The following is a 22,461-nucleotide window of genomic DNA, read 5'->3' on the forward strand; positions in this document are numbered from 1 at the left end:
AGCCCGCATGATCGTCACCGAGATCCTCGGCAACCTGCACGACGACGAGGCCTCCTCCGCGTACGAGGGGCACCACCGCGAGCGGGTCGTGCTCCCGAGCGCAGATCTGGCCAAGCGCATCCAGCGCGTCCGGACCGACCACGGCACGGAGCTCGGCATCCGCCTCCCGGCCGGGTCCCCGGACCTGCGGGACGGGGACATCCTCGCGGCCTCCGGGCGCGGGATCGTCGTAGTGCAGGTCGAGGCGACGGACGTCCTCGTGATCGCCCCGCGCAGCATCGGCGAGGCGCTGTTCACGGCCCACTCGCTCGGCAACCGGCACCTGCAGGCGCAGTTCTTCGGCGACGAGATGGTCTGCCAGTACGACCGCACCGTGGCGGACTTCCTCGACCACCACGGCGTTCCCTACGTCCGCCAGGAACGGGTGATGGCCGCCCCCTTCCGGCACGCCGAGCACACGCACTGACCATGCCTGTGCCCGTCGGTACGTCGGTGCCTTCCCTGGCCTCCCTCCTCCAGCTCGCCGACTCGGCGCTCCCGACGGGCGCGTTCAGCCAGTCGTTCGGGCTCGAGGTCTATCTCGAGTCCGGCGAGGTCCACGACGAGGCGACCCTCCTCGCGTGGCTCGAGGGCTACCTCTCGACCCAGCTGACGTTCACGGATGCGATCGCCGTCCGCCGCGCCGTGCGCATCGCGGAGGGCGGGTCCAATCACGCGGAGGGCGGGTCCCGCACCAGCCTCGCCGAACTGGACGCCGAGCTCACGGCCGTCCTCCTCCCCGCAGAGATCCGCCGCGCGAGCCAGACCATGGGCCGGCGGCTGCTCGAGATCGCGGGGGAGTCGTTCGCGCCCGTGGTCCCCGTCCTGGCAGACGTTGCCTCCTACGCGGCGGATGCCGCCCGCGGGGTGTGCGCCGGCCACTACTCCATCGCGTTCGCGCTCGCGGGCGCGGGCCAGGGCCTCGACGAGGAGACGCTCGTCGAGGCATACGTCTACTCGGCCCTCACCTCGCTCACGTACAACGCCATCCGCGCGATCCCCCTGGGCCAGCTCGCAGGCCAGCGCGTCCTCGGTGCGCTGCGCGCCCGGGTGCCGCACGCCGTCGTGCGTTCAAAGACCCCGGACGAGCGGCTGTTCGGCGCCGCCGCACCCGCCCTCGAGATCCACCAGATGCGGCACGAGCACCAGCGCGCCCGCATGTTCGTCAGTTAGGAGACGGCAATGAGCACAGCGCAGACAGGCGACCCCGTGATCATCGGCATCGGCGGCCCGGTCGGAGCGGGAAAGACCCAGCTCGTGGAGCGCGTCACCCGCGCGCTCATCGACGAGCTCTCCATGGCCGCGATCACCAATGACATCTACACCATCGAGGACGCGAAGATCCTCGCCCGCAACGGCGTGCTTCCGGTCGAGAGGATCGTGGGCGTCGAGACGGGCGGGTGCCCGCACACGGCCATCCGCGAGGACACGTCCATGAACACCGCGGCGATCGAGGACCTCAAGGCCCGCTTCTCGGACCTGCAGCTCATCTTCGTCGAGTCGGGCGGCGACAACCTTTCCGCGACGTTCAGCCCCGAGCTCGTGGACTTCTCCGTCTACGTCATCGACGTCGCGCAGGGCGAGAAGATCCCCCGCAAGGCCGGCCAGGGCATGATCAAGTCGGACCTGCTGGTCATCAACAAGACTGATCTTGCCCCGTTCGTCGGCGCGGACCTGTCCGTGATGGAGCGCGATTCGAAGTCCTTCCGCGGCGCGAAGCCGTTCTGCTTCACGAACCTCAAGACGGACGAGGGCCTGGACTACGTCCTGGACTGGATCCGCCGCGACGTTCTCCTGGCGGACCTCGCATGACGGCAGCAGCGAGGCTCGCCCCCGGACCGCGCACGACGGCGGCGCCCCACCGCACGCCCGACCGGCCCCTCACGGGCGAGCTCCACCTCGGCGTCGAGCGCCGCGGAGCGCGCAGCGTGGCCGTGGAGCGGTTCCACACGGGTGCGCTGAGGGTGCTGCGCGCCCACTACCCGGATGCGAGCGGGCAGCCCCTGTTCACAGTCGTGAACCCGGGTGGCGGGTACCTCGGGGGCGACGCGTACAGCACGGCGGTCGAGGTCCGGGAGGGTGCGTCGGTGCAGCTGACCACTCAGGCGGCCACGAAGGTCTACCGCACGCCCCAGGGCCCGGCGCGCGCAGACCAACGGTTCGCGCTCGGGCCCGGGGCCCGCCTCGAGTCGCTCCCGGATCCCGTGATCGCCTACCGGGGCGCGCGGTACCGCCAGGACACGCGGGCCGACCTCGCCCCGGATGCGTCGCTTGCGCTCGCGGAGGTCGTGACCCCGGGCTGGGCGCCGGACGGGCAGGCGTTCAGCTTCGAGGAGGTCTCCCTCGTGGCGCGCGTGCGCGTGGGGGGTCGGCTGGCCGTCGTCGACAACCTGCTGCTGCGCCCCGCCGAGGGCGGCACCGCCCCGCTCATGCTCGCAGGCCGCTCGCATGTGGGCTCGCTGCTCGTGGTGGATCCCCACGCGCACGACGCCGCCGTCGTCGCCCTCCGCGTGCATCTCGCCGACCTGTTCCCGCACTGCCTTGGGGGACCACTCGTGGGGATCACGCGGCTCGCGGTCCCCGGCTTCGCGCTCCGTGTGCTCGCCGACTCGACCGGCGCCGCGGAGGCGGTGGTCCGTGCCGCAGTGGACTGGACCCGGGACGCGTGGCACGGCCTCGCACCTGTGGCGCTGAGGAAGTACTGATGCGGCGGAGGTACCGGTGAAGGGCAGCGAGGGCGCTCGGCACCGTCGTGCTCCCGCGGTCGAGAGGCTGGGCCGGCCGGCGTAACCGGGCAACTGGTGTAACCGCGATTAAACAGTGCGGACACCCTGGCGCAAGGTGCGCTCCGTACGCTGGAGGCATCGGTTCGATACGGGGCGCCGGGCAGGATGCGCTCGGTCCCGAGAGAAGGCGAACTAAGCCTTGATCCACCGATCGGGTGTTGGGTCCGGCGGTCCTGTGCGGGCGGTGGATGATGGATGTTTCGGGCAGGGGTGGGGGCGCGGCCTCGCTGCCGGCGGTGTTCCACTTCTGGTGCTGTTCGGGGCCTCGCGGGGCCAGGCTGCGTCTTCCTAGGGCATGGACGGCGGGGCGTGGGCGGCGGTGAAGAGCTGTTCCCATGCGTTCTGCCAGGGCCAGTTCGCCGGCAGCCGCAGCCGGATCTTCCGGGCGCTGGCGGCGATCCGGGCCGGGAGGTTCACGAGCTTGCGGCGGATGGTCCCGGTCCTGGCTTTCGCGAAGGGGCCGGCGGCCAGGGTCCCGGCCGCGCGGGCGAGGTTGAAGGCCATCACCGCCGCGACGAGCCAGGCCGAGTTCGCCGCGAACTTCCCCGAGGGCAGGTGCGCCAGGGCGCTGTCCTTCAGGTCGGCGTGGACCTGCTCGATGACCGCATGGGCACGGTGCGTGGCATCGGCCGCGACAGTGCCCAGGTCCTGGGCGGGGACGGTGGTGAAGAAGGCGTGGTGCCGGTGCGTGTCGAACAGGGTCCCCTGCCCGTCGGGGGCCTTGGGGTTCAGGTCCGGGATGCGGCGCACGACGAGCCGCCCGGTGACCTGTTCGGCCTTCTTCCGCGAAGCGAAGGCGGTGAAGGGGACCTCGGCGACCTCCGCCCGGGAGATCCAGGTCCCGGCGGCCTGGTCGAAGACCGCATCGGTGTACTCGATCGCCGTCCAGGCCTCCGATGGGATGGCGGCGATGGCACGCTTAACTGCCGGGTCCAGGCGCACCGTGACCGAGACCTCGGCCCCTGCCGCGAGGGCGGCGGCGACGGTGGGGTGCCCGTAGAACGCCGAGTCGGCCCGGACCAGCGCCCTCCCCGGCGTCCCGGCGCGGCGCAGGGCGGAGAGGGCGTCGGCGACCAGCCGGGACGCCCCGCGCGGGGACGCCGCAGCGCCCTTGCGCAGCCGCTGGGCCAGGATCACCGGCGCGCTCTGGGCCGTGGTGGCGGTGGCCAGCAGGGCGTTGAGCCCGCGGACCCCGGAGTACCCGAAGCCAGCGCCCTGCTTGGCGTGGCCGTGGACCTCGATGATCGTGTCGTCGACGTCCACGAACACGAACTCCCCGACGGCCGGGGCGTCCAGCAGCGGAGCCCGCGCGGCGAGGTTCGCCAGGAAGCGGGCGGCGACCGCGTCGAGCTGGCGGACGTGGCCGAAGGCGAACGCGCGCAGGAAGGAGCCCAGGGTCGAGGGCGCGTAGCAGGCCTTGAAGAGCCTGCCCATCCCGCCGTGGCGCAGCAGGGCCATGTCATCGATCGAGTCCGCCCCGGCGACCATCCCGGCCACCAGCGAGGCGATCTTCAGGCCCGCGTTCGCGCCCTTGTCCGTCGGCACGCTCAGATGCGCGTCGGTCAGGGCCCGGAGCCCTGCGGCCTCGGCCAGGCGCATCACCGGCAGCAGGCCTGCCGCGGAGACGAGGTTCGGCTCGTCGAAGGACACCGCCACCGCGGCCTGACTGTGGGAAACTTGCACCTACGAGATGCCCTCTCATCCTCAGGGAACTGGTTCTGTCGCAAGTCCAATTCTCCCCGGGATGGCGGGCATCTTGCCCTTAATTACGCCACGCCGCCACGAACCCCATCGGTGGATCAAGGCTAAGCCAGGCCGGCCGCGGGGCTGGCGCCGGCGGGGCACGCAGCGTCCCGGGCGTCACCCACGGCGGGTCTGTGGTAGACCCGAGTGGTGAGCACAGAGAGCACAGCAGAGGCCGCATCTGGGGGCGCGCACGACGGCGCACAGCGGCTTCGCGTCATGGTCCCCATGCGCTGGGGAGACATGGACGCGTACGGGCACGTGAACAACGTGCAGATCGTCCGCATGCTCGAGGAGGCGCGGATCGCGGCATTCGGCCCTCCGGGCGGAACGGGGGCGGCCGGCGTCGAGCCCCTCGTTCCGCTGTTCTCGGCGGTGCCGGACGGCACGCTCGCACTCGTCGTCGAGCACCGCGTGCGGTACCTGCGCCCGCTCGACTACCGCAACGTCCCCGCCCAGGTCGAGGTGTGGGTGAGTGGGCTCAAGGCCGCCGCACTCACGCTCGACTACGTGGTCCACGACCCGGTGGACGGCCACGAGTGTGTGCGGGCGACGACGCAGCTCGCCTTCGTGGACGAGCCCACCGGACGCCTGATCCGGCTCACGCACGAGCAGCGCGGCCGACTCGCCCCATACGTCGGCGCCGGGATTTTCTCTCGATAACGGGTCGGTAGCGTTTTCCACGGCGGTCACGCTGTCGGGAATTGACGCCTTGCTGAGGTGGCATACTCGACGACGGTGCGCTTCGAAGGTCCCAGCGAGGGGTTGGGACAGCGCCACCGTTCTTTAGGGGGAACTTCCATGACCGATCCTCACTCGCCCGCGCCCGAGCAGCCTGGTGTGCCGAACTCCGTGCCCGAGGCCGCGCCGCAGCAGGCGCCGCAGGCCGCCCCGCCGTACGCCCAGCAGGGGCAGCCTTACGGCCAGCAGCCGTACGGCCAGTACGGCCCTCCGCAGCCGAGCAAGGTGCTCGCGATCATCTCGCTTGTGACAGGAGCGCTTGCGCTCCTCTTCTCCTGGCTGCCGGTCCTCGCGTGGCTCCTCGCCGCCGCGGCGATCGTGTGCGGCGTCATCGCGCTCATCAGGAAGATGGGCGGCAAGGGCCTGTCGATCACGGGCATCGTGCTCGGTGCGGTCGCTGCCGTCATCGGGGTCGTTGTCTTGATCATCGCGATGGCCGTGGTCTCCTCGATCGAGAAGACCACGGGCAAGAGCCTGGATGAGCTCAAGTCCTCGGTCGCCTCGGCCAGTGCCGCCGCGAATGCCGAGCACACTGTCCAGTACAAGGTCACCACGGGTGGTCCCGCGAAGGTGAGCTACATGGACGCCAACGGCAGCAGCAACGAGGAGATCACTGCCGCCTGGACCAAGGAGTTCACGGACGCCGGGTATGTGTTCGGCTCGGTGAGCGTCACGGCGGACGGAACTGACAGGGCCGCGCAGGTCACGTGCGAGATCATCATCGACGGCAAGAGCGTGTCGAAGAAGTCCGCCACCGGCGCCTACGCATCAGCGTACTGCTCGGGCAACCTCAGCTGAGCTGAGTTCGCGCATCAGGCCCGCCGGCGGTACATCGGCCGGCGGGCCTCGTGCGTCCCCCGGATGCCTGCGCGCGCCACGCGCGCGTCGCATTCCCGTAACCCGCGGGAAACCGAGACCGGGGAAACTGGAATACACTTCCTGTCCTGCACGTCACACTCGGTCACCGACAAGGCGACCAGCGAGTAACGGGCAAGCATGGGGGAGGGGGCCCGCACACTCTGGGCCCGCTGAGAACGCAATGAACGAGGGGTTTTCCATGGCGAAGAACGCGAACGCGACCGAGAAGCTCGATCTCCGTCTCAAGGCGGTGCTGGACGGATTGGCAGGGGCGGCCCTGGCGAATGAGAGCGTGGACGCGCGGGCGGTCTTGGCGGCTTCCGTGGACGCGGTGCCGTTCGATGAGCATGAAGCATTCCTCCTCTCCGGCGGCATCCCCCGCGGGCACAAGGCGCTCACTGCAGCAACGGCCAAGCTCGTCAAGGCGGGCTGGATGGTCAAGGGGCGCGCAGGCTGGGCCATCACCGAGGAGGGCCTCCGCGCAACGGTCGCCTTCCCGACCGCGCAGGCTCTCGCTGAGGCCCTCGCATCAGGCACCCCGGTCCCGGCGGACACGCCCGTTCCCACCGAAGCGCCCGCCAAGAAGAAGCCCACGCGGAAGTCGCCCGCGAAGGTGAAGGCGAAGGCGACCGCGCCCCAGCCCGCTGAGGTCTCCGAGGTTCCCGCGGACGCAACCGGCGCCGTCGACCTCGGCCAGCCGGACGCCGTCGCGATTGCCGGTGACTTCGCGACGCACCTCGGCGCTGAGGCCGACTGGGAGCCTCAGCCCGACGCCGTCCAGATGGGCCTCGACTCCGTGTCCCGCCGCTGGGTGCGCACCGTGGACCTTCCCGCCGGCCACTACGCGTTCAAGATTGCGATCAACCGCTCGTGGGACGAGAACTACGGCGCGTTCGGCACGTTCAATGGCGCGAACCACGAGCTCGCGCACGACGGCGGTCCGGTCACCATCGCATACGACCACGGCACCAAGGACGTCGCCTTCTCCTGAGCCGAGTGGTGCCGGACCCCCTGGGTGGGGACGGAGGGCTCGGGGGGCCTTTCTTTTCCACATCGGAGAGCTTGTCCACATAGGGCGCTGGCGAAAGGGAAACGTCGGTCGCGTCCCCTACGGTGAACTGGTCAGCTACCCGCTGTCGGTCGACGGCCGTCAGCGAACCACTCAGGGGGGCCAGCCATGCTGCAGCGATCGTCCCGTGCGTTCGGACGCCTGCGCCGACGGTCGGGTGCGCTCGGGCTCGCGTTTGTCGCGGGGTTGGCCGCCCTCGTGCTCGGGTGGCTCATCGGACTTGTCCGCATTCCGGGAATCGAATCCCCGATCCCGGGCGCGCAGGCGCAGATCGGGGGCGTCCGCGCAGCGAGGCTCGAGGCTGCCAAGGCCTCCCTCGCGTCAATCCCCGTCAAGGGGCGTGCACCCAAGACGGGCTACGCCCGGACCCAGTTCGGGCAGGCATGGGCGGACACTGACAGGAACGGCTGCGATACGCGCAACGACATCCTCGGAAGGGACCTCGTCAGCCCCGTCTTCAAGCCTGGTACGCGCGACTGTCTCGTCCTCTCTGGGACCTTCCACGATCCCTACACAGGCAAGACGATCGACTTCCAACGAGGCGAACGGTCGGGCGATGTGCAGATCGACCACGTGGTGCCGCTCTCCGACGCCTGGCAGAAGGGGGCCCAGCAGTGGACCGCGCAGAGGCGGCTCGAGTTCGCCAACGACCCGGCGAACCTTCGGGCCATGGACGGCCCGTCGAACCAGGAGAAGGGAGACGCGGACCTGGCCACTTGGCTGCCGCCGAACAAGCCGTTCAGGTGTGAGTATGCGGTCACGATCGTCGAGGTCAAGGCCGCCTACGGCCTCTGGATGACCGATGCCGAGCACGGCAAGGCGGCCGAGCTGCTCTCGGCGTGCAAGGCCGAGTGAGCGTCACGAGGCCTTGAGGTACCTCTCACGTGCGCCCTTGGGCAGGTTCTCGACCGCGTACCGGAGGGCAACCCTCGTCATGCGCGGCGCCCAGAGGTTCAGGAACGTCTCGAGCCTCGGAGTGCCGGCGGTCCGCAGGGCCCAGCCGGTGGCCTTCTGCACGGATTCGTCCGGGTCCTGGGCGAGCATTTCCGCGATCCGGAAGAGATCCTGCGTGTCTCCCGAGCCCAGGAAGTACATCGTCGCGACAATCGCCGTCCTGCGTTCGCACGGCCTGGGTGATCGGGCCAGCTCGTACAGTGGCTCCCTCGACTTGTCCGAGAGGTAGCCGCCGACCACATGGACCGCGGCCACGTCCACGAGGTCCCACGAGTCGATCCGGTCGTGCCGGCGCATGTACAGCTCGTAGAGTTCGCGGCGCCGCTCGGAGGTGGTGGTGCGCCGGCGGGCCTGGAGGTCCATGATGCTCACCGCTCCGGTCCTGGCCTCGTGCCACTGGCTCTCCAGGAGCCGTTCCACCTCGTCCAGCGGCATGTCCACCGAGGCGTGGGCAAGCTCGAGGACGGCGCCCATGCGGACCCCGAGGAAGCGATCTCGGCCGCGCCGTGCCACAGGGAAAGCACGCTTGTACTTCCGGAGCTCGTCGTCCGAGCTCAGGGACTCCAACGCCGCCAGGAACCCCCCGGCGGTCCGCGTGCCGGCGACCATGCCCACACCCCCAAGAAACAGCCCGGCGGACCTTCTTCGAGCGTAGCTCCATGCACTCGTGCTGGGTAGGGCTTCCAGCCGAAAGCGGCGCTGATTTGTAGATTCATTGGAAGAATAGCCGAAAGTCCCTTGTGCAGTGGGATGGGCCGGTCCATGCTGGCACCACCCGCGACACACGGCGTTGCGGCTCTTTGCGGGAGCTGGCATGAGCGTTGACATGTGCCTCGAGCTTCGGGAGAACGGCCTCCCCGGGCACTATGCCGTGCGCGTCCTCAGCGCGCCGGCCGGTGGGCAGAGCCACGGAACCCTGAACCTCGACGTCGATCGCATCCAGGGATCGCTGCGGGACGTCGAATCGACGGTCCTCGCCTCGTCGGTGTCCGCGCGCCGTGTGGTGCCGCAGTCGGAGCAGGTCCTGCAGGCGATGGGAAGCGAGCTGTTCGCCGCGGCGTTCCCCCGAGACGTCTACGGCACCTACCGCGCGAGCCTCGCCTCAGCCGCGCAGTCCGGCGAGCGGTTGCGCGTGGTCCTGAGCTTTGCCGCGCCCCAGCTGGCGGCGCTGCCCTGGGAGCTCATGTTCGACCCGGGGCTCGGAACCTATGTGTGCCGTTCGGAACCGCTCCTCCGGACGATCCCCGCCGAGGACTACCACCGCCGGCCCCTGAGGATCACGCCGCCCCTGCGCATTCTCGGCATCGTCGCTTCGCCCCGAGGCCTGCCGCAGCTCGACGTCGAGGCGGAGAAGCAGCACCTCGCCGAGGCGCTGTCCGATTATGTGGAGTCCGGGCAGATTGAACTTGTCTGGACTGAGGAGGCCACGTGGGACGAGGTCCACGAACTGCTTCTGGACGGGCCCTGGCACGCGGTCCACTTCATCGGGCACGGTGACTACGATGCCCTGAGCGAGTCGGGCCTTGTGGTGTTCAACGGTCCCGACGGCAGGCCCCACCGCGTCACGGCGGACCAGCTGGTCGACTTGCTGAGCACGGCCGACCCCACTCCGCGGCTCGTGTTCCTCAACTCGTGCAATTCGGGGCGGTCTGGGGACGAGGACCTATTCTCCAGCACGTCTGCGGCCTTGGTGCGCGGGGGCATCAGCGCGGTCGTCGCGATGCAGTTCGCGGTCTCGGACGCGGGTGCCATCGCCTTCTCGCGCGGCTTCTACAAGGCACTCGCCGCGGGCCGGGCGGTCGACGAGGCCACACGCAACGGGCGCATCGCCATGCGCGGACGCTCGGACACGAGCCTCGAGTGGGTGACGCCGGTGCTGTGTGTGCGCGGCGGTGCCACGGAGCTGTTCGCGCTCGGCAGGCGGTCACGACGCGCCGCCCGTCAGGCAGCGGAGCCTGCCGCTCCCCGGCGGCCGCGGCCGGTCGTGGCGCAGGAGGAGGAACCGGCACACGCCGCGGGCCCGCAAGCGGTGCCGGGCGGGGCGGGCCGGGAAGAGGAGCCCCCCGGTGCGCACGACGCCGGGGCGGTCCCGTTCGCCAGCACGGTCCCGTTCGCAGCCGCGGCACCTGAGAGCCTGCCGCTGAGCCCCCCGGCGCGCCGCCTCCGCGTGGGCGACGACGCAGGGGGCCTGGCCATGTCCGCCGACGGTGCCCTCATCGCCGTCGGGCGACGACGCGGGGTGACGCTGATCGAGACGGCGAGCGGCGCCGTCGTGCGCGAGCTCCGCACGGAGGACGGACGGGACTTCTCTCGGGTGGCCCTGAGCGGCTCGACCGACCGCGTGGCTGCAGGCTCGTGGTTTGGCTCGCTCGCCGTGTGGAACGCGTCGACGGGGACGCAGCTCATGGCCGCCTCGGCCGGCGCCTCGGTGGATGGGCTGGCCTTCGCCTCGCAGGGGCGGCTCGTGGTCGGCTCCCTCGAGTCCATGTCCCGCGAGGCCCAGCGAACGCTCGTGACGACGTGGGACGCGACGACGGGAGCGCGGGGCCGTGTCGCCCGGCAGCAGGACCTTGACGAGCCGAACGATGCCCTCGCCCTCAGTGCCGACGGCGCATGGCTGGCGGAGGCGGATCCCCAAGGGGTCGTGGAGGTCCACGGCACGGAAACCGGCGATCTCGCCGGGCGGATCCACTCCCCCGGGCCAGTCCGAGTCCTCGCCGTGAGCGGCGGCGGAGAGCGGGTGGCCGCTGGTTCAGCCGACTTCGGGCTGTGTGTGTGGAGCCTTGCTGGTCCGGCCCCTCGCCTGGACGTCGTGCGGAGCGGCGACGTGGGCCACCTCGCGTTCAACGGCACCGGGAGCCAGCTCGCGGCCAGCTGCGTCGACGGCCGCCTTCTGGTCCTCGATCCCGACTCCGGCCGGATCTGGGTCGCCGTCGAATGCAGGGAACGAGTCCGTGCGCTGGCCCTCGCCGCGGACTGCTCTAGTCTCGCCGCGCTCGAGGACGACGGCACGGTGACCCTCTGGCACCTCGCCGCCTCTACCTCTTCTTGAGCTGCGTTTCGATCTCGGCGATGCGGGCCGTGAAGATGTCGCGGAGCAGGCTGTCGGGGACGGGGTGCTCGGCGGTGAAGCGCAGCGTGCCCTTCGCCCAGTCGAACTCGCCGAGCCGATCCGCGAACGCCTCCAGCACCTGCCCGCTGAAGGGGAAGACGGAGAGGTGCTTCTTCGCGACCATCACGCTCGCGTAGCCCTTCCCGTGCAGGAGCAGCGCAGCCATGCCGTAGCTCCGGCCCTCGGTCGCCTCGGGCGCGATCTCGCGGGCGACGTCGTAGACGTGCCTCACTGCCTCGCCGTCGGGCCCGTCGAGGCTCGCCAGGTACTCCGTGACCTCACCCATGTGCCCATCCTGCCACCGCCCGCCTGCCCCGGGGAACGAGGGGAGCGGTCAGGCGCCCACGGGGGCCGCGCAGGGAGGGACGTCCGCCTGGGCGGGATGCGCGAAGGCCGCCGAGGAGACGAAAGCCTGCCAGTCGCCGTCGTGCGCACCGAGCGCGGTGAGGGTGTACAGCCGGGCACCGTCGTGGACCCACAGGCTGTCACCGCTGCCGCTGCGGCCGTCCTTGGCGACGGTGAAGCGCGTGTGGACCGCGCGCATGCCGGCCACGGTGGTGGTCTCCTGAGCGTCGACGCCGTGCGAGTCCGCCGCCGCGCTCTGCGCCATGGAGTCAACGGACGTCGTGGCCATGGTCCGGAGCGCGAAGTCGGCGGCATCATCCTGCACGGCGCACTCGAGGTCTACATACCCGGCGAGGTACCAGTTCGTCGTCCCTGCCATGTATGACTCGCCCGCGCGCACGCCGTCGCCGGGGCCGCGGTCGGGGAGACGCCGGGGCTCCGTGGGGAAGGCGACGGTCAGCCCGCTCGCGCCCACGGCCGACGCCGGGCGGGCCGCGTCGAACGCGAGGTACGCCGCAGACGGCGAGTCTCCCCTGACCAGGACGCGGTCGAGGAAGGGCCTGCCGAACGCGAGCACGGCGATGGCCACGGCGACTGCGCCGAGGACCGCAACGACCGGGAGGAGCCGGCGCGCACGAGGGGGCACTGGGGGCACGGGGAGCCTTTCGGGTGGTGCGACGCTGCGGGTCCCCGCGAGAACGGGTCCCCGCGGGGATTCAGGGCGCGAGATAAGGGGCCACGGCGGCGATGAGCTGGTCGCGGACGAGCACGGAGGCGACGGAGAGGTCCACGGTCGCAGCGCCGAGCCGGTGGCCGGAGGAGACGAAGGATTCAGAGAGCGCCGCGCCCGTCGACGGGTACAGCAGGAGACCGCCCGCCGCGAGGGACGCGGGATCCGAGGTGGACTCCTGCTCGCGCACGTAGGCGTACAGCTGGTACAGGTGGCCCGAGCTGAGGGTCTCGCGTGCGAACCGGCCCGGCCGCAGCGCCGCCGTGAACTTGGTGTCGATGATCAGCCGGCGGCCCGGGGCGGACGCCTGGGCGGGAACGTCGATCCACACGTCCGTGACCATGTGCGGCAGGACGGCGGCCATTCCGAGGGTGGCACCGGTCGTCTTCCAGCCGACCTTTCGGCCGCGCTGCACGGTCCACCGGCGCGGGCGCCCGTGCACCGTGTAGAAGCCGCCGACGGCCCCCTCGAACAGGTTCCGGAACTGGCGCTCGTCGAGGGCGCCCCGTCCGTGCCCCGGGTTGGTGCGCCCGAACGGCAGCGACAGCTGGAGCGCGAGCCGGGCCGCGAGCAGCACCGAGCGGTCCCGCTGGTCGTTGCGGGTCAGGCGCAACGCGGCCAGCACAGACTGGTCGCGCTGCCCGGCCCGCAGGTCGAGGACGCCGACGCCGAGCTGGGCCAGCCGCTGCGACTGGCCCTGGCAGCGCCGCATGAGCTCCTCGTCGCCGCACAGCCGGGCGATCGAGTCCAGCGCCGTGCGGATCAGCCGATTGCGCGGCGTGTCCACCGTGAGCTCCTCGAACCGGCACGCGACGAGGCCGCGCGAGAGGAGCTGGTGGGACTCGGTACGCAGGGTATCGATCCCCCCGCGCACGCGGGACAGGTCCCGCGAGGTCTTGGCGAACGAGGGCGTGAGGGGCCTCCGCAACCGGTCCTCGGTGCTCGCGACGAGCAGCTCGGCGAGCAGCTCGGGCAGCTTCTCGGGGTACTCCTCGACGCCGTCGAACGCCTCGGGGCCCGACTGGTAGAACTCCGACGCGTACAGGAGCAGGAGCCACACGTTGCGGACCGGGATGCTCACCCCGCCGGCGACGACGACGGAACCGTCCGCGGCCGCGGCCGGGTGGCCGGGCGACGGCGCGTGCTCGGGGTCGGCGGCGTCCGCGGGGTGGCCGGTCGCCGTCGTGCGCTCGGGGTCGGCCTGCGTCACTCGAGGCCCTCGAGGAGGGCCGCCGACGCCGCCTCGGCCTTCGCCGCGTCGTCGAACCAGTACTCCTCGAGGGTTGGGACGATCTCGGTGTCCACGACGCCGCGGAACCAGTCCGCGAACGAGGAGACGCGCTCCTCGGCCGGCGGGGTCACGAAGGAGTGGCCGAGCCGGAACTCGGAGCCGAGCGTCGGGTCGTCGGCGATGCGGTCGTTGAGCGCGTCGAAGTGGAAGCGGACGAGCTCGAGCTCCTTCGGGTCTACGCCGTGCCGCGCCGACATCCACGCCTGCCACGCGTCGTTGACGTTCGGCTCGAGGGAGACGAACGCGAAGCGCCGGCGGAACGCGAGGTCCATGATCGCGAGCGAGCGGTCGGCGAGGTTCATCGTGCCGATGATGTAGAGGTTGCTGGGCACGTGGACGCTCTCGGTGCCCGAGCGCGGGTACGCGAGCTGGAGGGACTCTCGCGGGGAGCGCTTCCCCGCCTCGATGAGGGTCAGGAGCTCGCCGAAGACCTGGACTGGGTTGCCGCGGTTGATCTCCTCGATGAGCATGACGTGCGGCACGTCCGGGTTCGCGTTGGCCCGCTCGACCATCTCGAGGAACGGCCCGTCCACGAGCGTGAGCTTGCCGTCCGAGCCGGGCCGCCAGCCGCGCACGAAGTCCTCGTAGCTCGAGTTCGGGTGGAACTGCGTCGCGCGGAGCGCGGACTTGTTGTCCCTCGTGCCGATGAGCGCATAGGCGAGGCGCCGGGCCAGCCACGTCTTGCCGGTGCCGGGAGGGCCCTGGAGGATGAGGTTCTTCTTGGACCGCCAGCGCGCCAGGTACGAGTTGAGGTCTGCCTCGTCGATGAAGCAGCCGTCCGTGACGATGTCGTGCACCGTGTAGCTGGCCTGCGGCGAGACGGGCGTCGGGTCGTCCTCGGGCTCCGGCGCCTCGCCCTCGGCCGTCTGCGCGTGGGAGCCCTGGCCGTACCGCTCGAGGTATGCCGTCCAGGACAGCTCCGGGAACGAGTGGACCGCGAACTGGGGGTCCTCGAACTTCGAGGCGAGCGTGTCCAGCAGCGTGACGTACGCTGCGCCGTCGGCCGTGAAGAAGTCCTGGTCCAGCATGAGCTCGGTCTTGAGGTAGGTCCTCGAGCGGCCGTCCAGCGGCAGGAAGTTCCACGGGCGGACCCAGAACAGGCCCATGGTGAGTTTGGTGCCCACGCGGTAGATGTCGCGGGCGCGGTCGTAGGCGGCGGCGAGGCGGAACCGCTCGTGGTCCTCGCTCGAGTCGGCGGCGGCGAGCGCGGCCTCGAAGACGTCCCAGAGGCTGTCGATGTCGTCCCGCTGGCGGGTGCCGGCCGGCGGGAAGAACCACGAGTTCTGGTTGTTCAGCAGCGGGATCCCGTCGAAGCCGGTGGGCGCCGGGACCTTGACGCCGAGGAACGCGGCCCAGTCGGCCGCGATCTCGGTGCGCTTGGCCGGAGTGGTGCCGCGGTTGAACGTGCCCATGACCGTGAACGGGCAGATGTCCTTGAGCGGCACCGGGTTGTCCCGCCAGTCGCGGTCCATGAGGAAGCCGAGCTCCTCGTGGCGCTCCTGCATCTCGCGCAGGTGCGCGAGCAGCTCGGGGCGGCGGTGGCGGAAGCCCAGGAGCGCCGTCGCCATGGCCTCGTAGAACGCGGTCCACTCGAAGCGCTGCTCCGGCTTCGGGTCCGAGTCGCCGAACCGCTTGGCCCAGGCCGGGGCGTTGCGGAACCGGTCCGTGTCCTGCGCCTCGCCCCAGAAGGTGAAGCGGAGGAGCTCCTCGCGCATCCAGTGGCCGGGGGTGACCTTCCAGATGGTGTGACGGCCGGTGTAGAGGTACCACTCGCGCGGGGAGTCGACGCGGGTCCAGTCCACGGCGATCTTGCGCCCGTCGCCGGGGTTGGCGGTGATGACGCCGACGGCCTTGATCGCCATGACGGAGACCGCGTGGCCCTGCGGGTCGAAGGGGAGGCCCTTGCGGCGGACGTACGTCGACTTCAGGGCGATCTGGTCGCCCACCTTCATCGACTTCACGGTGTCGAGGTAGCGGTCCTCGAACCCGTTCTCCCAGATGTGCTGCGAGATGAACCGTTCGGTCTGGTCCTTCGGTTCCTGGTCTGCGTAGTACGCTCCGACGAACCAGTACTGACCCTCGGGAACGCCCGCTTCCACCATTGATGCCCTGCCTTCTGCCCCTGTGCCGCGACCACGGCACCAAAGCATTAGATCATGTTCTGGAACGGCACGCCCGGGATTTGGCCCCCTGCGGGCTGCTTCACGTGATGGTGTAGCGCAGGTACGCGAAGCGTCCGATCCGGCGTTCGTCGGCGAGCACCAGATCGAGCCGCGCATCCGGCAGCGCGGGCGTCCCGCCGCCCACCGCGACGGGGGCGATGAACAGCCGGCCCTCGTCCACGAGGCGCGCCGCGAACGCCTCCGCCGCGAGGCCCGGGCCGCCGATTGCGAGGTCTGCCCCCGAGTGTTCCTTGAGCGCGCGCACCTCGGCGGGATCGAAGACCCGCTCGAGCCTGGTCCGCGCCGTCGTGGCCTCCTCGAGCGTCCGGGAGTACACGATCTTCTCCGCGCCGCGCCAGATCTGAGCGAAATCGCGCACGACGGCGGGCTGGCCGGCCTCGATTCTGGGGTCCTCCCACGCGCGCATCACCTCGTAGACCCGCCGCCCGTACAGGTAGGTGCCCACCGGGCGCAGGAGATCGTTGACCGCGGCGTGGACGTCCTCGTCCGGGGCCGCCCAGTCGAAGTTCCCGGCGCGGTCCGCGATGTAGCCGTCGAGCGAGGCGAGGTTCATGTAGACGAGGCGTCCCATGGGTCCACTCTGGGCGGATGCGGCCCGAAGGGGCAAGGGGCGGGCATCCCGCGGGATGCCCGGGGCGGCCCCCCATATTCGCCGTCCCGGACACCGCGTCGCGCTGCATCCTGTCCCGACGCAGCGCTGTGGTGCAGCCGGTCCCGGCCGTCTTCACGGGGCAGGACCGGCTGCACTCACAAGGAGAACAAGAGGGTCCGACATTTCTCGCGGGTCACCCGGCGGGACATGGCACGAGCAGGTGGAAGACGTCGTCCTGGACGCCGATCCGCACCGGCTCGCGCTCGGGCAGCGAGCTCATCACGTCGTTGCCCACGGCGAGCGTGCCGGAGCGCCGGTCGTTGCTGCGCGGGCTCCACAGGACCGAGCGTTCGCTGCCTCCCACGGAGACCTTCACCACGGTGGGTGCGAGCGGGAAGGCCGCGAGCGCGCTGCCCGGGATGCGCAGCACCTCCGAGTTGCGGTCGGATTCGGTCACCGGCTGCGAGGCAACCACCTGCGCATAATCTCTTTCCCACGTGTGCATCTTCAACCCGTATCACGCGGGACCGGCCGAGACCGGGAGCGACACCTGGGGCCCTTGAGACGGCCGGTCCATGACGCCCACGCCTGGCCGCTGGACCAGCCGCACCGGCCCGTCACACGGGCAGCCGGACCCCGCTCAGCCGCTCCGCCTCGGCCACGAGCCGGGCCGCGGGATCGGGGTCGAGGACCGACGGCCGCGGAGTGTGCTTCGCCGGTGGCCCACTCAGCTGGAAGGGGCCGGACGGGCCCCAGTAGTCGCCGTTGGCAACGTCTGGACTCGCGACCCCCGCGACCAGCGCACTCGCCGCCCGGTCCTTGCCCTGGCCGATGAGCCGAAGCAGCGGCCGCAGCGCAGGGAACGGGTCGGGCTGGTTGACCGCGACGCCCACGCGGACGGGCGCGAGCGCGTCCATCGCCGTGCCCGGGTGCACCACCACGGACGACGCGCCCGTGCCCTCGAGGCGCCGCGCGAGCTCGAACCCGAGCGACATCACGGCGAGCTTGGACTGGGCGTACTTGGACAGGTCGGAGCGCGGCTCGGCCGGGTCCGGCACGGTGTCCGCGGGCGCCTTGGCCGCGGCGTAGCTGATGCTCCCCACCGTCACGAGCCTCCCGCCGGACTCCATGAGCCGGGGCAGCAGTCCGGCGACCAGCGCATACGTGCCCAGGAAGTTGGTCCCCCAGAACAGCTCGAGGCCGTCCGGGGTGGTCCGCGTCCGCGGCCCCCGCTCGGCACGCGGCTTCACGTGGTCGGGCAGGCCCACCGCTCCCGCGTTGGCGACCACCGCGTCGAGGCGCGGCAGCCCGGCGAGGAGCGCGGCGGCGTCGTGCGTCGCGGCGAGGCTCGACAGGTCCAGGGGAACCGTGCGCACGACGGCGCCCGGCACCTGCGCGCGGATGCTGGCCTCCGCGGCGGCTCCCCGCTGCGGGCTGCGCGCGCTGATCACTACGGACGCGCCGAGGCGGGCGAGCTGCTCGGCCGTGAAGTAGCCGATTCCGGCGGTGGCGCCGGTGACGGCGACCGTGGCGCCGTCGAGCCTCGGGAGCGCGGGCCGGGCGGTCATGGTGCGGTTCCGGGGAGCGTCAGGACGGCTCAGGAGCCGACGGTCTTGACGATGTAGACGTCGCAGGGGGCGGAGTGCGCCACCGAGTTGGCCACGCTCCCGAGGAACCGGCCCAGACCCTGCATGCCGCGGTTGCCCACCACGATCATCCGCGCTCCCACGCGCTCGGCCTCGGCGATGATCGCCTCGGCCGGCTTGCCGCGCGCCGCGCCGTACGTGACCGTGAGGCCCGGCGCCTCGAGGGCCTCGGCGGCCTTCTTCGCCGTGGCCACGGTCGTGTCCGCGTCGGAGACGATCCACGTGTCGCTGCCGCTGCCGAGCACCTCGGTGCGGTCGGTGTCGAAGGCGGACACGATGTGGAGCGGCGCACCGAGGGCCACCGCGAGGTCGCGGGCCTGCTGCGCGGCGTAACGCGCGGTCTCGCTGCCGTCCACCCCGACAACGATCGGTCCAGTCATGGTGCGTTCCTCCAAGGGCGAGTGGGGCTGATGGGCCCACACTACCCGTCGCGGACTGCCCCGCGCGGGCGGCGCGGCCGGTGCAGGCGGGCGGGCGTCAGAGCGCGCCGAGGGCCTCGGCGATCGGCGTCTCGCCCTGGTTGAAGCCCACGAACTCATGGACCGTGCGCGGCTCGCGCAGGGCCGCGGCCGCCACCGCCGCGACGTCCGCGCGGCTCACGCTGCGCGAGTCCGTGGGGTCGGCGAGGGAGATCCTTCCGGTGCCCGGGTCGAGCGTGAGCGTGGACGGGCCGAGGATCGTCCAGTCGAGGCCCGTGCCGCGCAGGTGCTCGTCCGCGGCGGCCTTCGCCTCGGCGTAGTGGAAGAACGGGTTGGTCTCCGGGATCCCGTGGTCGGGACGGGAACCGAGGTAGGAGACCATGACGTACCGGGGGACTCCTGCGTCCGCGGCGGCCTTCATGGACCGGATCGCCGCGTCGCGGTCCACGGCCTGGGTCCGGGCCGGGCTCCCGCCGCCCGCGCCTGCCGACCACACGACGGCGTCGTGCCCGGAGAGGAGTGCGGCCATGCCCGCCTCGTCAAGCGTCTCGATGTCCTCCACGACCGGAGTGGCGCCCGTCGCCTCGACCTCCGCCGCGTGCGCGGGGTTGCGGATGATCGAGGTGACCTCGTCTCCCCGCTCCACGAGCAGTGGGGCGAGGAGCAGTGCCACCTTGCCGTGGCCTCCGATGATGGCGATGCGGGACATGCGGGCTCCTTGTGCTCGGGTCAGTCCCACCCTGCCACGTCTCCTGCCGCCCGTCAGCCGCGCACCGCCGGTCAGCCCCGCCGCTCCTGCTCCCATTCGTCGAGGAGCTTGGGCATGCGCTCGGCGATGAACCGGTAGAAGTGGGCCATGTCCTCAGCCCGGGCGCGCGCCGCGGACCCGGTCGGGAGGTCCTCGGCGAGGGCCATCGAGAGCGCGCCGAGCTGGTGGTAGATGGGATTCTGCCTCAGCGTGGCGACGTACCAGAGGTCCTCCGGCAGGGCGTAGCGGTCGCGACGGCTCCCGGGCTGGGCGACGCGGTGCACGAACCCGACGGTCTGCAGGTACCGCACCGCGCCGGAGACGGCGGCGGCGCTCACCCCGAGGACCTCGGACAGCTCCGCGGCGGTCAGGGCGCCGTCCTCGGAGACGACGAGCGCCATCAGGGCGCGGGCCGGGATGCGGGGGAACCCGGCGGCGATCATGACTGCCGCCGAGCTCTCTGCGGATTCGGGCAGCGCGCGCGGCTCCGGGCCGGCCTGCGCGTCGAGGTCCGGGGTGTCCGGTTCCGCGCTCACGCCGACCCCACCTCGCGGCGCCGCATGAGGGCGAGCGAGAGGGCCGCGGCGACCACGCTGATGCCGAGCATCCAGAAGCCGCCCGTCCAGTCGGTACCGCCCGAGCCGGGGACGGGGGTGTGCGAGAACGGGGAGATGTCCTGGATCGACTTGTCCACGCCGATCAGCCCGCCGAACACGCCGAGGAGGACGGCGAGGCCGAGGATCGTCCAGCCCGCGGGGATCGTGGCGGGCGGCCAGACGACGAACACGAGCGCCGGGACGGCCAGGAAGATGAGGGCCGCGGGGATCTGGTCGATGGCTGTCATCCAGACATCTCCCACGGCGCCGGAGGTGTCCCCGGACGCGACGAGCGAGAGCCACGCGCCGAGGGCCGTCAGGAGCAGGACTGCGACGATCGTGAGGGTTCCGAGGGCGAGGTAGTCCGCGAACCAGCGCATGCGGCCGAGCGGCTGGGACACGAGCCAGGGCCCGGTGCCCGCGGCCTCCTCCTGCCGGGCGCGGATGACGGCCTGGAGGGCGCACGCCGCGGCCAGGACGCCGGCGAGGAGGAAGAAGACGGACACGAGCAGCTGGGTCGTCGAGGAGCCCTGGGCCTGGATCATCTTGCGCAGGGCGGCGGTCGTGTCCGGATTGGCCGACGTGACGGCGTCGACCGCGGAGCCGAGGCCGCCTGTCAGGAGCCCGGTGGCGAGGCCGCCGATGCACCAGCCGATGATGGAGCCCATCTGGAGCCGCGCCGCGAGGGCGAAGGAGCCGTTCAGGGCCGGGCGCGCGTCCGCGCGTCCCGTGCGCTCCGCGAGGAGCGCGGCGCCGACGTCGCGGCGGTCCATGATCAGTGCCGTCGCCGCGATGCACACGGCGCCGAGGGCGAGCGGGAGGACGAGCGGCCACCACCGGTCGCCCGTGTACGCGAACGTCTGCTGGCCCCAGCCGATCGGGGAGATCCAGCTCGGCCACCCGGCGGTCATGGTCATGCCGTCCGGGCCGGGTGTGCCGGCGGCGTCGCCGAAGCCGCGCAGGATGTATGCGGCGAGCACGAGTGACGCCGAGATGGCGTTCGCGCCGCGGGACGTGCTCATGAACTCGCCCGCGAGCAGCCCGACCCCGAGGAACGAGATGCCGACCGCCCCGGCGGCCGCCCCCGTCAGGATCGATCCGGCGGGGTCGAGGTTCGAGGCGATGAAGGAGAGCGCGACGGCGATCGCGGCCAGGAGGTTCGCGATGACGCCGTGCACCACCGTGGCCAAGAGGGGGAGCATCCGGCCGGCCGGCGTCGACGAGATCATCTCGGCGCGGCCGTTCTCCTCCTCGGCGCGGGAGTGGCGGACCGCCATGAACGTGCTCATCCAGCCGGTGAGCAGCGAGAGGAACGAGAAGATCTCGAAGAACGTGAACGCGCCCAGACCCGGGCCGCGGGCGAGGCCGCGGAAGATGAGGATCACGGGCGTGGCGAGGGCGACCTTGAGGACATCGGTCTGCTCGGCGAGCGTGCCATAGGTCTTGGCCACGGCGGCCGCCGAGAAGAGCGCCATCGCGGCGATGCCCACGATCCAGCCGACCAGCTGCCACCGGTCGCGGCGCAGGCGCTGCCGGTAGAGCGTGAGGAGCGTGCTCATGTCAGGCTCCCGTGCTCGTCGTCGTGCGCACCGTGGCGGGCGCTTCCTCCGCGCCACGGTGGCGGCGGTGGTGACGGGCTCCGTCGTCGTGCGTGCCGCGGTCCCCGTTCTCGCGGACGGCCACTGTGTCGCCGTAGTGGCGGAGGAAGAGCTCCTCGAGCGAGGCCGGCGAGACGAGCAGGCTCTTGACGCCCAGGGTGCCGAGGAGGGGGAGGACCTCGTGGACGCGGTCCGAGTCCGCGCCGAACTTCACGCGGCCGTCCGCGACGGTGAGGTCGTGGACCTCGGGCCGAGCGCTGAGCGCGGCCGTATCGACGTGATCCTGGGCGAACGAGATCTCGGTGCGGGTGAGGTGCCGGAGCGAGTCGAGGGTGCCGCCGTCGACGATCTTTCCCGAGCGGATGATGCTCACCCGGTCGGCCAGGCGCTCGACCTCGGAGAGGATGTGGCTCGAGAGGAGCACGGTGGCCCCGTCCTTGGCCATGCTGCGGACCTCGCGCGTGAACACGGCCTCCATGAGCGGGTCGAGGCCGCTCGTGGGCTCGTCGAAGAGGTAGAGCTCCGCATCGGTGGCGAAGGCGGAGATCAGGGCGACCTTCTGCCGGTTGCCCTTCGAGTACGCGCGGCCCTTCTTCGTCGGGTCGAAGTCGAACGTCTCGCAGAGCTCCTTCTTGCGGGCCCTGTACCGGGCATGGTCCGTGGTGCCGCCCCGCAGGCGCGAGATGAGGTCGATCGCCTCGCCCCCGGAGAGGTTGGGCCAGATGCTCACGTCGCCCGGGATGCTGGCGACGTGGCGGTGGAGCTCGACGGCGTCCGCCCACGGGTCCTTGCCGAGGACGGTGGCCGTGCCCGAGGTGGCGCGGGCCAGGCCGAGGAGGACGCGCAGCGTGGTGGACTTGCCGGCTCCGTTGGGGCCGAGGAATCCGTGGACCTCGCCCTGGGCGACTTCGAGGTTCAGGCCGTCGAGGGCGTGCACGCGGCCGAAGTGCTTGTGGAGGTCGACTGTCTGTATGACCGTTGTCATGAGAATGAAGCTACGCGCGTTTCACA

The 22,461-nt window shown here is 71.4% G+C and carries 23 protein-coding genes; 9 read left to right on the forward strand and 14 right to left on the reverse strand.

Annotation, left to right across the window (positions count from 1 at the left end):
• Positions 1-7: 7 nt before the first annotated feature.
• Genes ureE through SCMU_RS05085 form a run of 4 tightly spaced genes read left to right on the forward strand, consistent with a single transcriptional unit; the run spans position 8 to position 2,744 of the window.
• Positions 8-466 carry an urease accessory protein UreE gene (gene ureE, locus SCMU_RS05070; RefSeq protein ID WP_229231942.1) on the forward strand — a complete coding sequence of 153 codons (459 nt, stop codon included), beginning with the start codon at positions 8-10 and terminating at the stop codon, positions 464-466.
• Between the two features lie 2 nt (positions 467-468).
• Complete coding sequence (locus SCMU_RS05075; protein ID WP_229231943.1) at positions 469-1,212, forward strand: urease accessory protein UreF; 744 nt, start codon at positions 469-471, stop codon at positions 1,210-1,212.
• A gap of 9 nt (positions 1,213-1,221) precedes the next feature.
• Positions 1,222-1,851 carry an urease accessory protein UreG gene (ureG, locus tag SCMU_RS05080; protein WP_229231944.1) on the forward strand — a complete coding sequence of 210 codons (630 nt, stop codon included), beginning with the start codon at positions 1,222-1,224 and terminating at the stop codon, positions 1,849-1,851.
• Positions 1,848-2,744 carry an urease accessory protein UreD gene (locus tag SCMU_RS05085; RefSeq protein ID WP_229231945.1) on the forward strand — a complete coding sequence of 299 codons (897 nt, stop codon included), beginning with the start codon at positions 1,848-1,850 and terminating at the stop codon, positions 2,742-2,744. The genes ureG and SCMU_RS05085 overlap by 4 nt, the downstream gene beginning before the upstream one ends.
• Positions 2,745-3,113: 369 nt before the next feature.
• On the opposite strand, the gene SCMU_RS05090 is transcribed toward SCMU_RS05085, so the two are convergent.
• Complete coding sequence (locus tag SCMU_RS05090; RefSeq protein ID WP_229230975.1) at positions 3,114-4,508, reverse strand: IS1380 family transposase; 1,395 nt, start codon at positions 4,506-4,508, stop codon at positions 3,114-3,116.
• Between the two features lie 288 nt (positions 4,509-4,796).
• On the opposite strand from SCMU_RS05090, the gene SCMU_RS05095 reads away from it, so the two are divergent.
• The 4 genes from SCMU_RS05095 to SCMU_RS05110 all read left to right on the forward strand — a co-directional run bounded on the left by SCMU_RS05095 (position 4,797) and on the right by SCMU_RS05110 (position 8,091).
• Positions 4,797-5,231: an acyl-CoA thioesterase gene (locus SCMU_RS05095; protein WP_443020267.1), complete on the forward strand. Its 435-nt coding sequence runs from the start codon at positions 4,797-4,799 to the stop codon at positions 5,229-5,231.
• Between the two features lie 138 nt (positions 5,232-5,369).
• Positions 5,370-6,107: a DUF4190 domain-containing protein gene (locus SCMU_RS05100; RefSeq protein ID WP_229231947.1), complete on the forward strand. Its 738-nt coding sequence runs from the start codon at positions 5,370-5,372 to the stop codon at positions 6,105-6,107.
• A 259-nt stretch (positions 6,108-6,366) separates the two neighbouring features.
• Positions 6,367-7,158, forward strand: coding sequence for a pullulanase X25 domain-containing protein (locus SCMU_RS05105; protein WP_229231948.1), 792 nt, complete (start codon positions 6,367-6,369; stop codon positions 7,156-7,158).
• Positions 7,159-7,344: 186 nt separating this feature from the next.
• A complete protein-coding gene (locus SCMU_RS05110; protein ID WP_229231949.1) occupies positions 7,345-8,091 on the forward strand; it encodes an HNH endonuclease family protein in 747 nt (248 codons plus the stop codon).
• A gap of 3 nt (positions 8,092-8,094) precedes the next feature.
• On the opposite strand, the gene SCMU_RS05115 is transcribed toward SCMU_RS05110, so the two are convergent.
• Positions 8,095-8,799 (reverse strand): DNA alkylation repair protein, encoded by a 705-nt coding sequence (locus tag SCMU_RS05115; protein ID WP_229231950.1) that lies wholly within the window; start codon positions 8,797-8,799, stop codon positions 8,095-8,097.
• 205 nt (positions 8,800-9,004) lie between these two features.
• On the opposite strand from SCMU_RS05115, the gene SCMU_RS05120 reads away from it, so the two are divergent.
• Positions 9,005-11,242 (forward strand): CHAT domain-containing WD40 repeat protein, encoded by a 2,238-nt coding sequence (locus SCMU_RS05120; protein WP_229231951.1) that lies wholly within the window; start codon positions 9,005-9,007, stop codon positions 11,240-11,242.
• Here SCMU_RS05120 and SCMU_RS05125 read toward each other — a convergent pair.
• The 12 genes from SCMU_RS05125 to SCMU_RS05180 form a co-directional block, all read right to left on the reverse strand.
• Positions 11,229-11,588, reverse strand: a complete 360-nt coding sequence (locus tag SCMU_RS05125; RefSeq protein WP_229231952.1) for an iron chaperone — start codon at positions 11,586-11,588, stop codon at positions 11,229-11,231. The two genes, SCMU_RS05120 and SCMU_RS05125, sit on opposite strands and share 14 nt — an antisense overlap.
• Positions 11,589-11,636: 48 nt before the next feature.
• On the reverse strand, positions 11,637-12,302 hold the full coding sequence (locus SCMU_RS05130; RefSeq protein ID WP_229231953.1) for a hypothetical protein: 666 nt from the start codon (positions 12,300-12,302) through the stop codon (positions 11,637-11,639).
• Between the two features lie 61 nt (positions 12,303-12,363).
• Positions 12,364-13,587 carry a 5-methylcytosine restriction system specificity protein McrC gene (locus tag SCMU_RS05135; protein WP_229231954.1) on the reverse strand — a complete coding sequence of 408 codons (1,224 nt, stop codon included), beginning with the start codon at positions 13,585-13,587 and terminating at the stop codon, positions 12,364-12,366.
• The gene (locus tag SCMU_RS05140; RefSeq protein ID WP_229231955.1) at positions 13,584-15,770 is read right to left on the reverse strand and encodes an McrB family protein; all 2,187 of its coding nucleotides are present in this window, start codon (positions 15,768-15,770) and stop codon (positions 13,584-13,586) included. The genes SCMU_RS05135 and SCMU_RS05140 overlap by 4 nt, the downstream gene beginning before the upstream one ends.
• Before the next feature lie 100 nt (positions 15,771-15,870).
• Positions 15,871-16,422 carry a dihydrofolate reductase family protein gene (locus tag SCMU_RS05145; protein ID WP_229231956.1) on the reverse strand — a complete coding sequence of 184 codons (552 nt, stop codon included), beginning with the start codon at positions 16,420-16,422 and terminating at the stop codon, positions 15,871-15,873.
• Positions 16,423-16,636: 214 nt separating this feature from the next.
• Complete coding sequence (locus SCMU_RS05150; RefSeq protein ID WP_229231957.1) at positions 16,637-16,918, reverse strand: hypothetical protein; 282 nt, start codon at positions 16,916-16,918, stop codon at positions 16,637-16,639.
• Between the two features lie 142 nt (positions 16,919-17,060).
• Entirely contained in the window at positions 17,061-18,011 is a 951-nt protein-coding gene (locus SCMU_RS05155; protein WP_229231958.1) for an SDR family NAD(P)-dependent oxidoreductase, read from the reverse strand.
• 29 nt (positions 18,012-18,040) lie between these two features.
• The gene (locus tag SCMU_RS05160; RefSeq protein WP_229231959.1) at positions 18,041-18,469 is read right to left on the reverse strand and encodes a universal stress protein; all 429 of its coding nucleotides are present in this window, start codon (positions 18,467-18,469) and stop codon (positions 18,041-18,043) included.
• Positions 18,470-18,566: 97 nt separating this feature from the next.
• Complete coding sequence (locus SCMU_RS05165; protein ID WP_229231960.1) at positions 18,567-19,217, reverse strand: NAD(P)H-binding protein; 651 nt, start codon at positions 19,215-19,217, stop codon at positions 18,567-18,569.
• A gap of 71 nt (positions 19,218-19,288) precedes the next feature.
• A complete protein-coding gene (locus tag SCMU_RS05170) occupies positions 19,289-19,792 on the reverse strand; it encodes a GbsR/MarR family transcriptional regulator (RefSeq protein ID WP_229231961.1) in 504 nt (167 codons plus the stop codon).
• Entirely contained in the window at positions 19,789-21,411 is a 1,623-nt protein-coding gene (locus tag SCMU_RS05175) for an ABC transporter permease (protein WP_229231962.1), read from the reverse strand. The genes SCMU_RS05170 and SCMU_RS05175 overlap by 4 nt, the downstream gene beginning before the upstream one ends.
• Before the next feature lies 1 nt (position 21,412).
• Positions 21,413-22,435, reverse strand: coding sequence for an ABC transporter ATP-binding protein (locus SCMU_RS05180; protein ID WP_274602929.1), 1,023 nt, complete (start codon positions 22,433-22,435; stop codon positions 21,413-21,415).
• Positions 22,436-22,461 lie beyond the last annotated feature (26 nt).

Source organism: Sinomonas cyclohexanicum, assembly GCF_020886775.1.
Taxonomy (GTDB): Bacteria; Actinomycetota; Actinomycetes; order Actinomycetales; family Micrococcaceae; genus Sinomonas; species Sinomonas cyclohexanicum.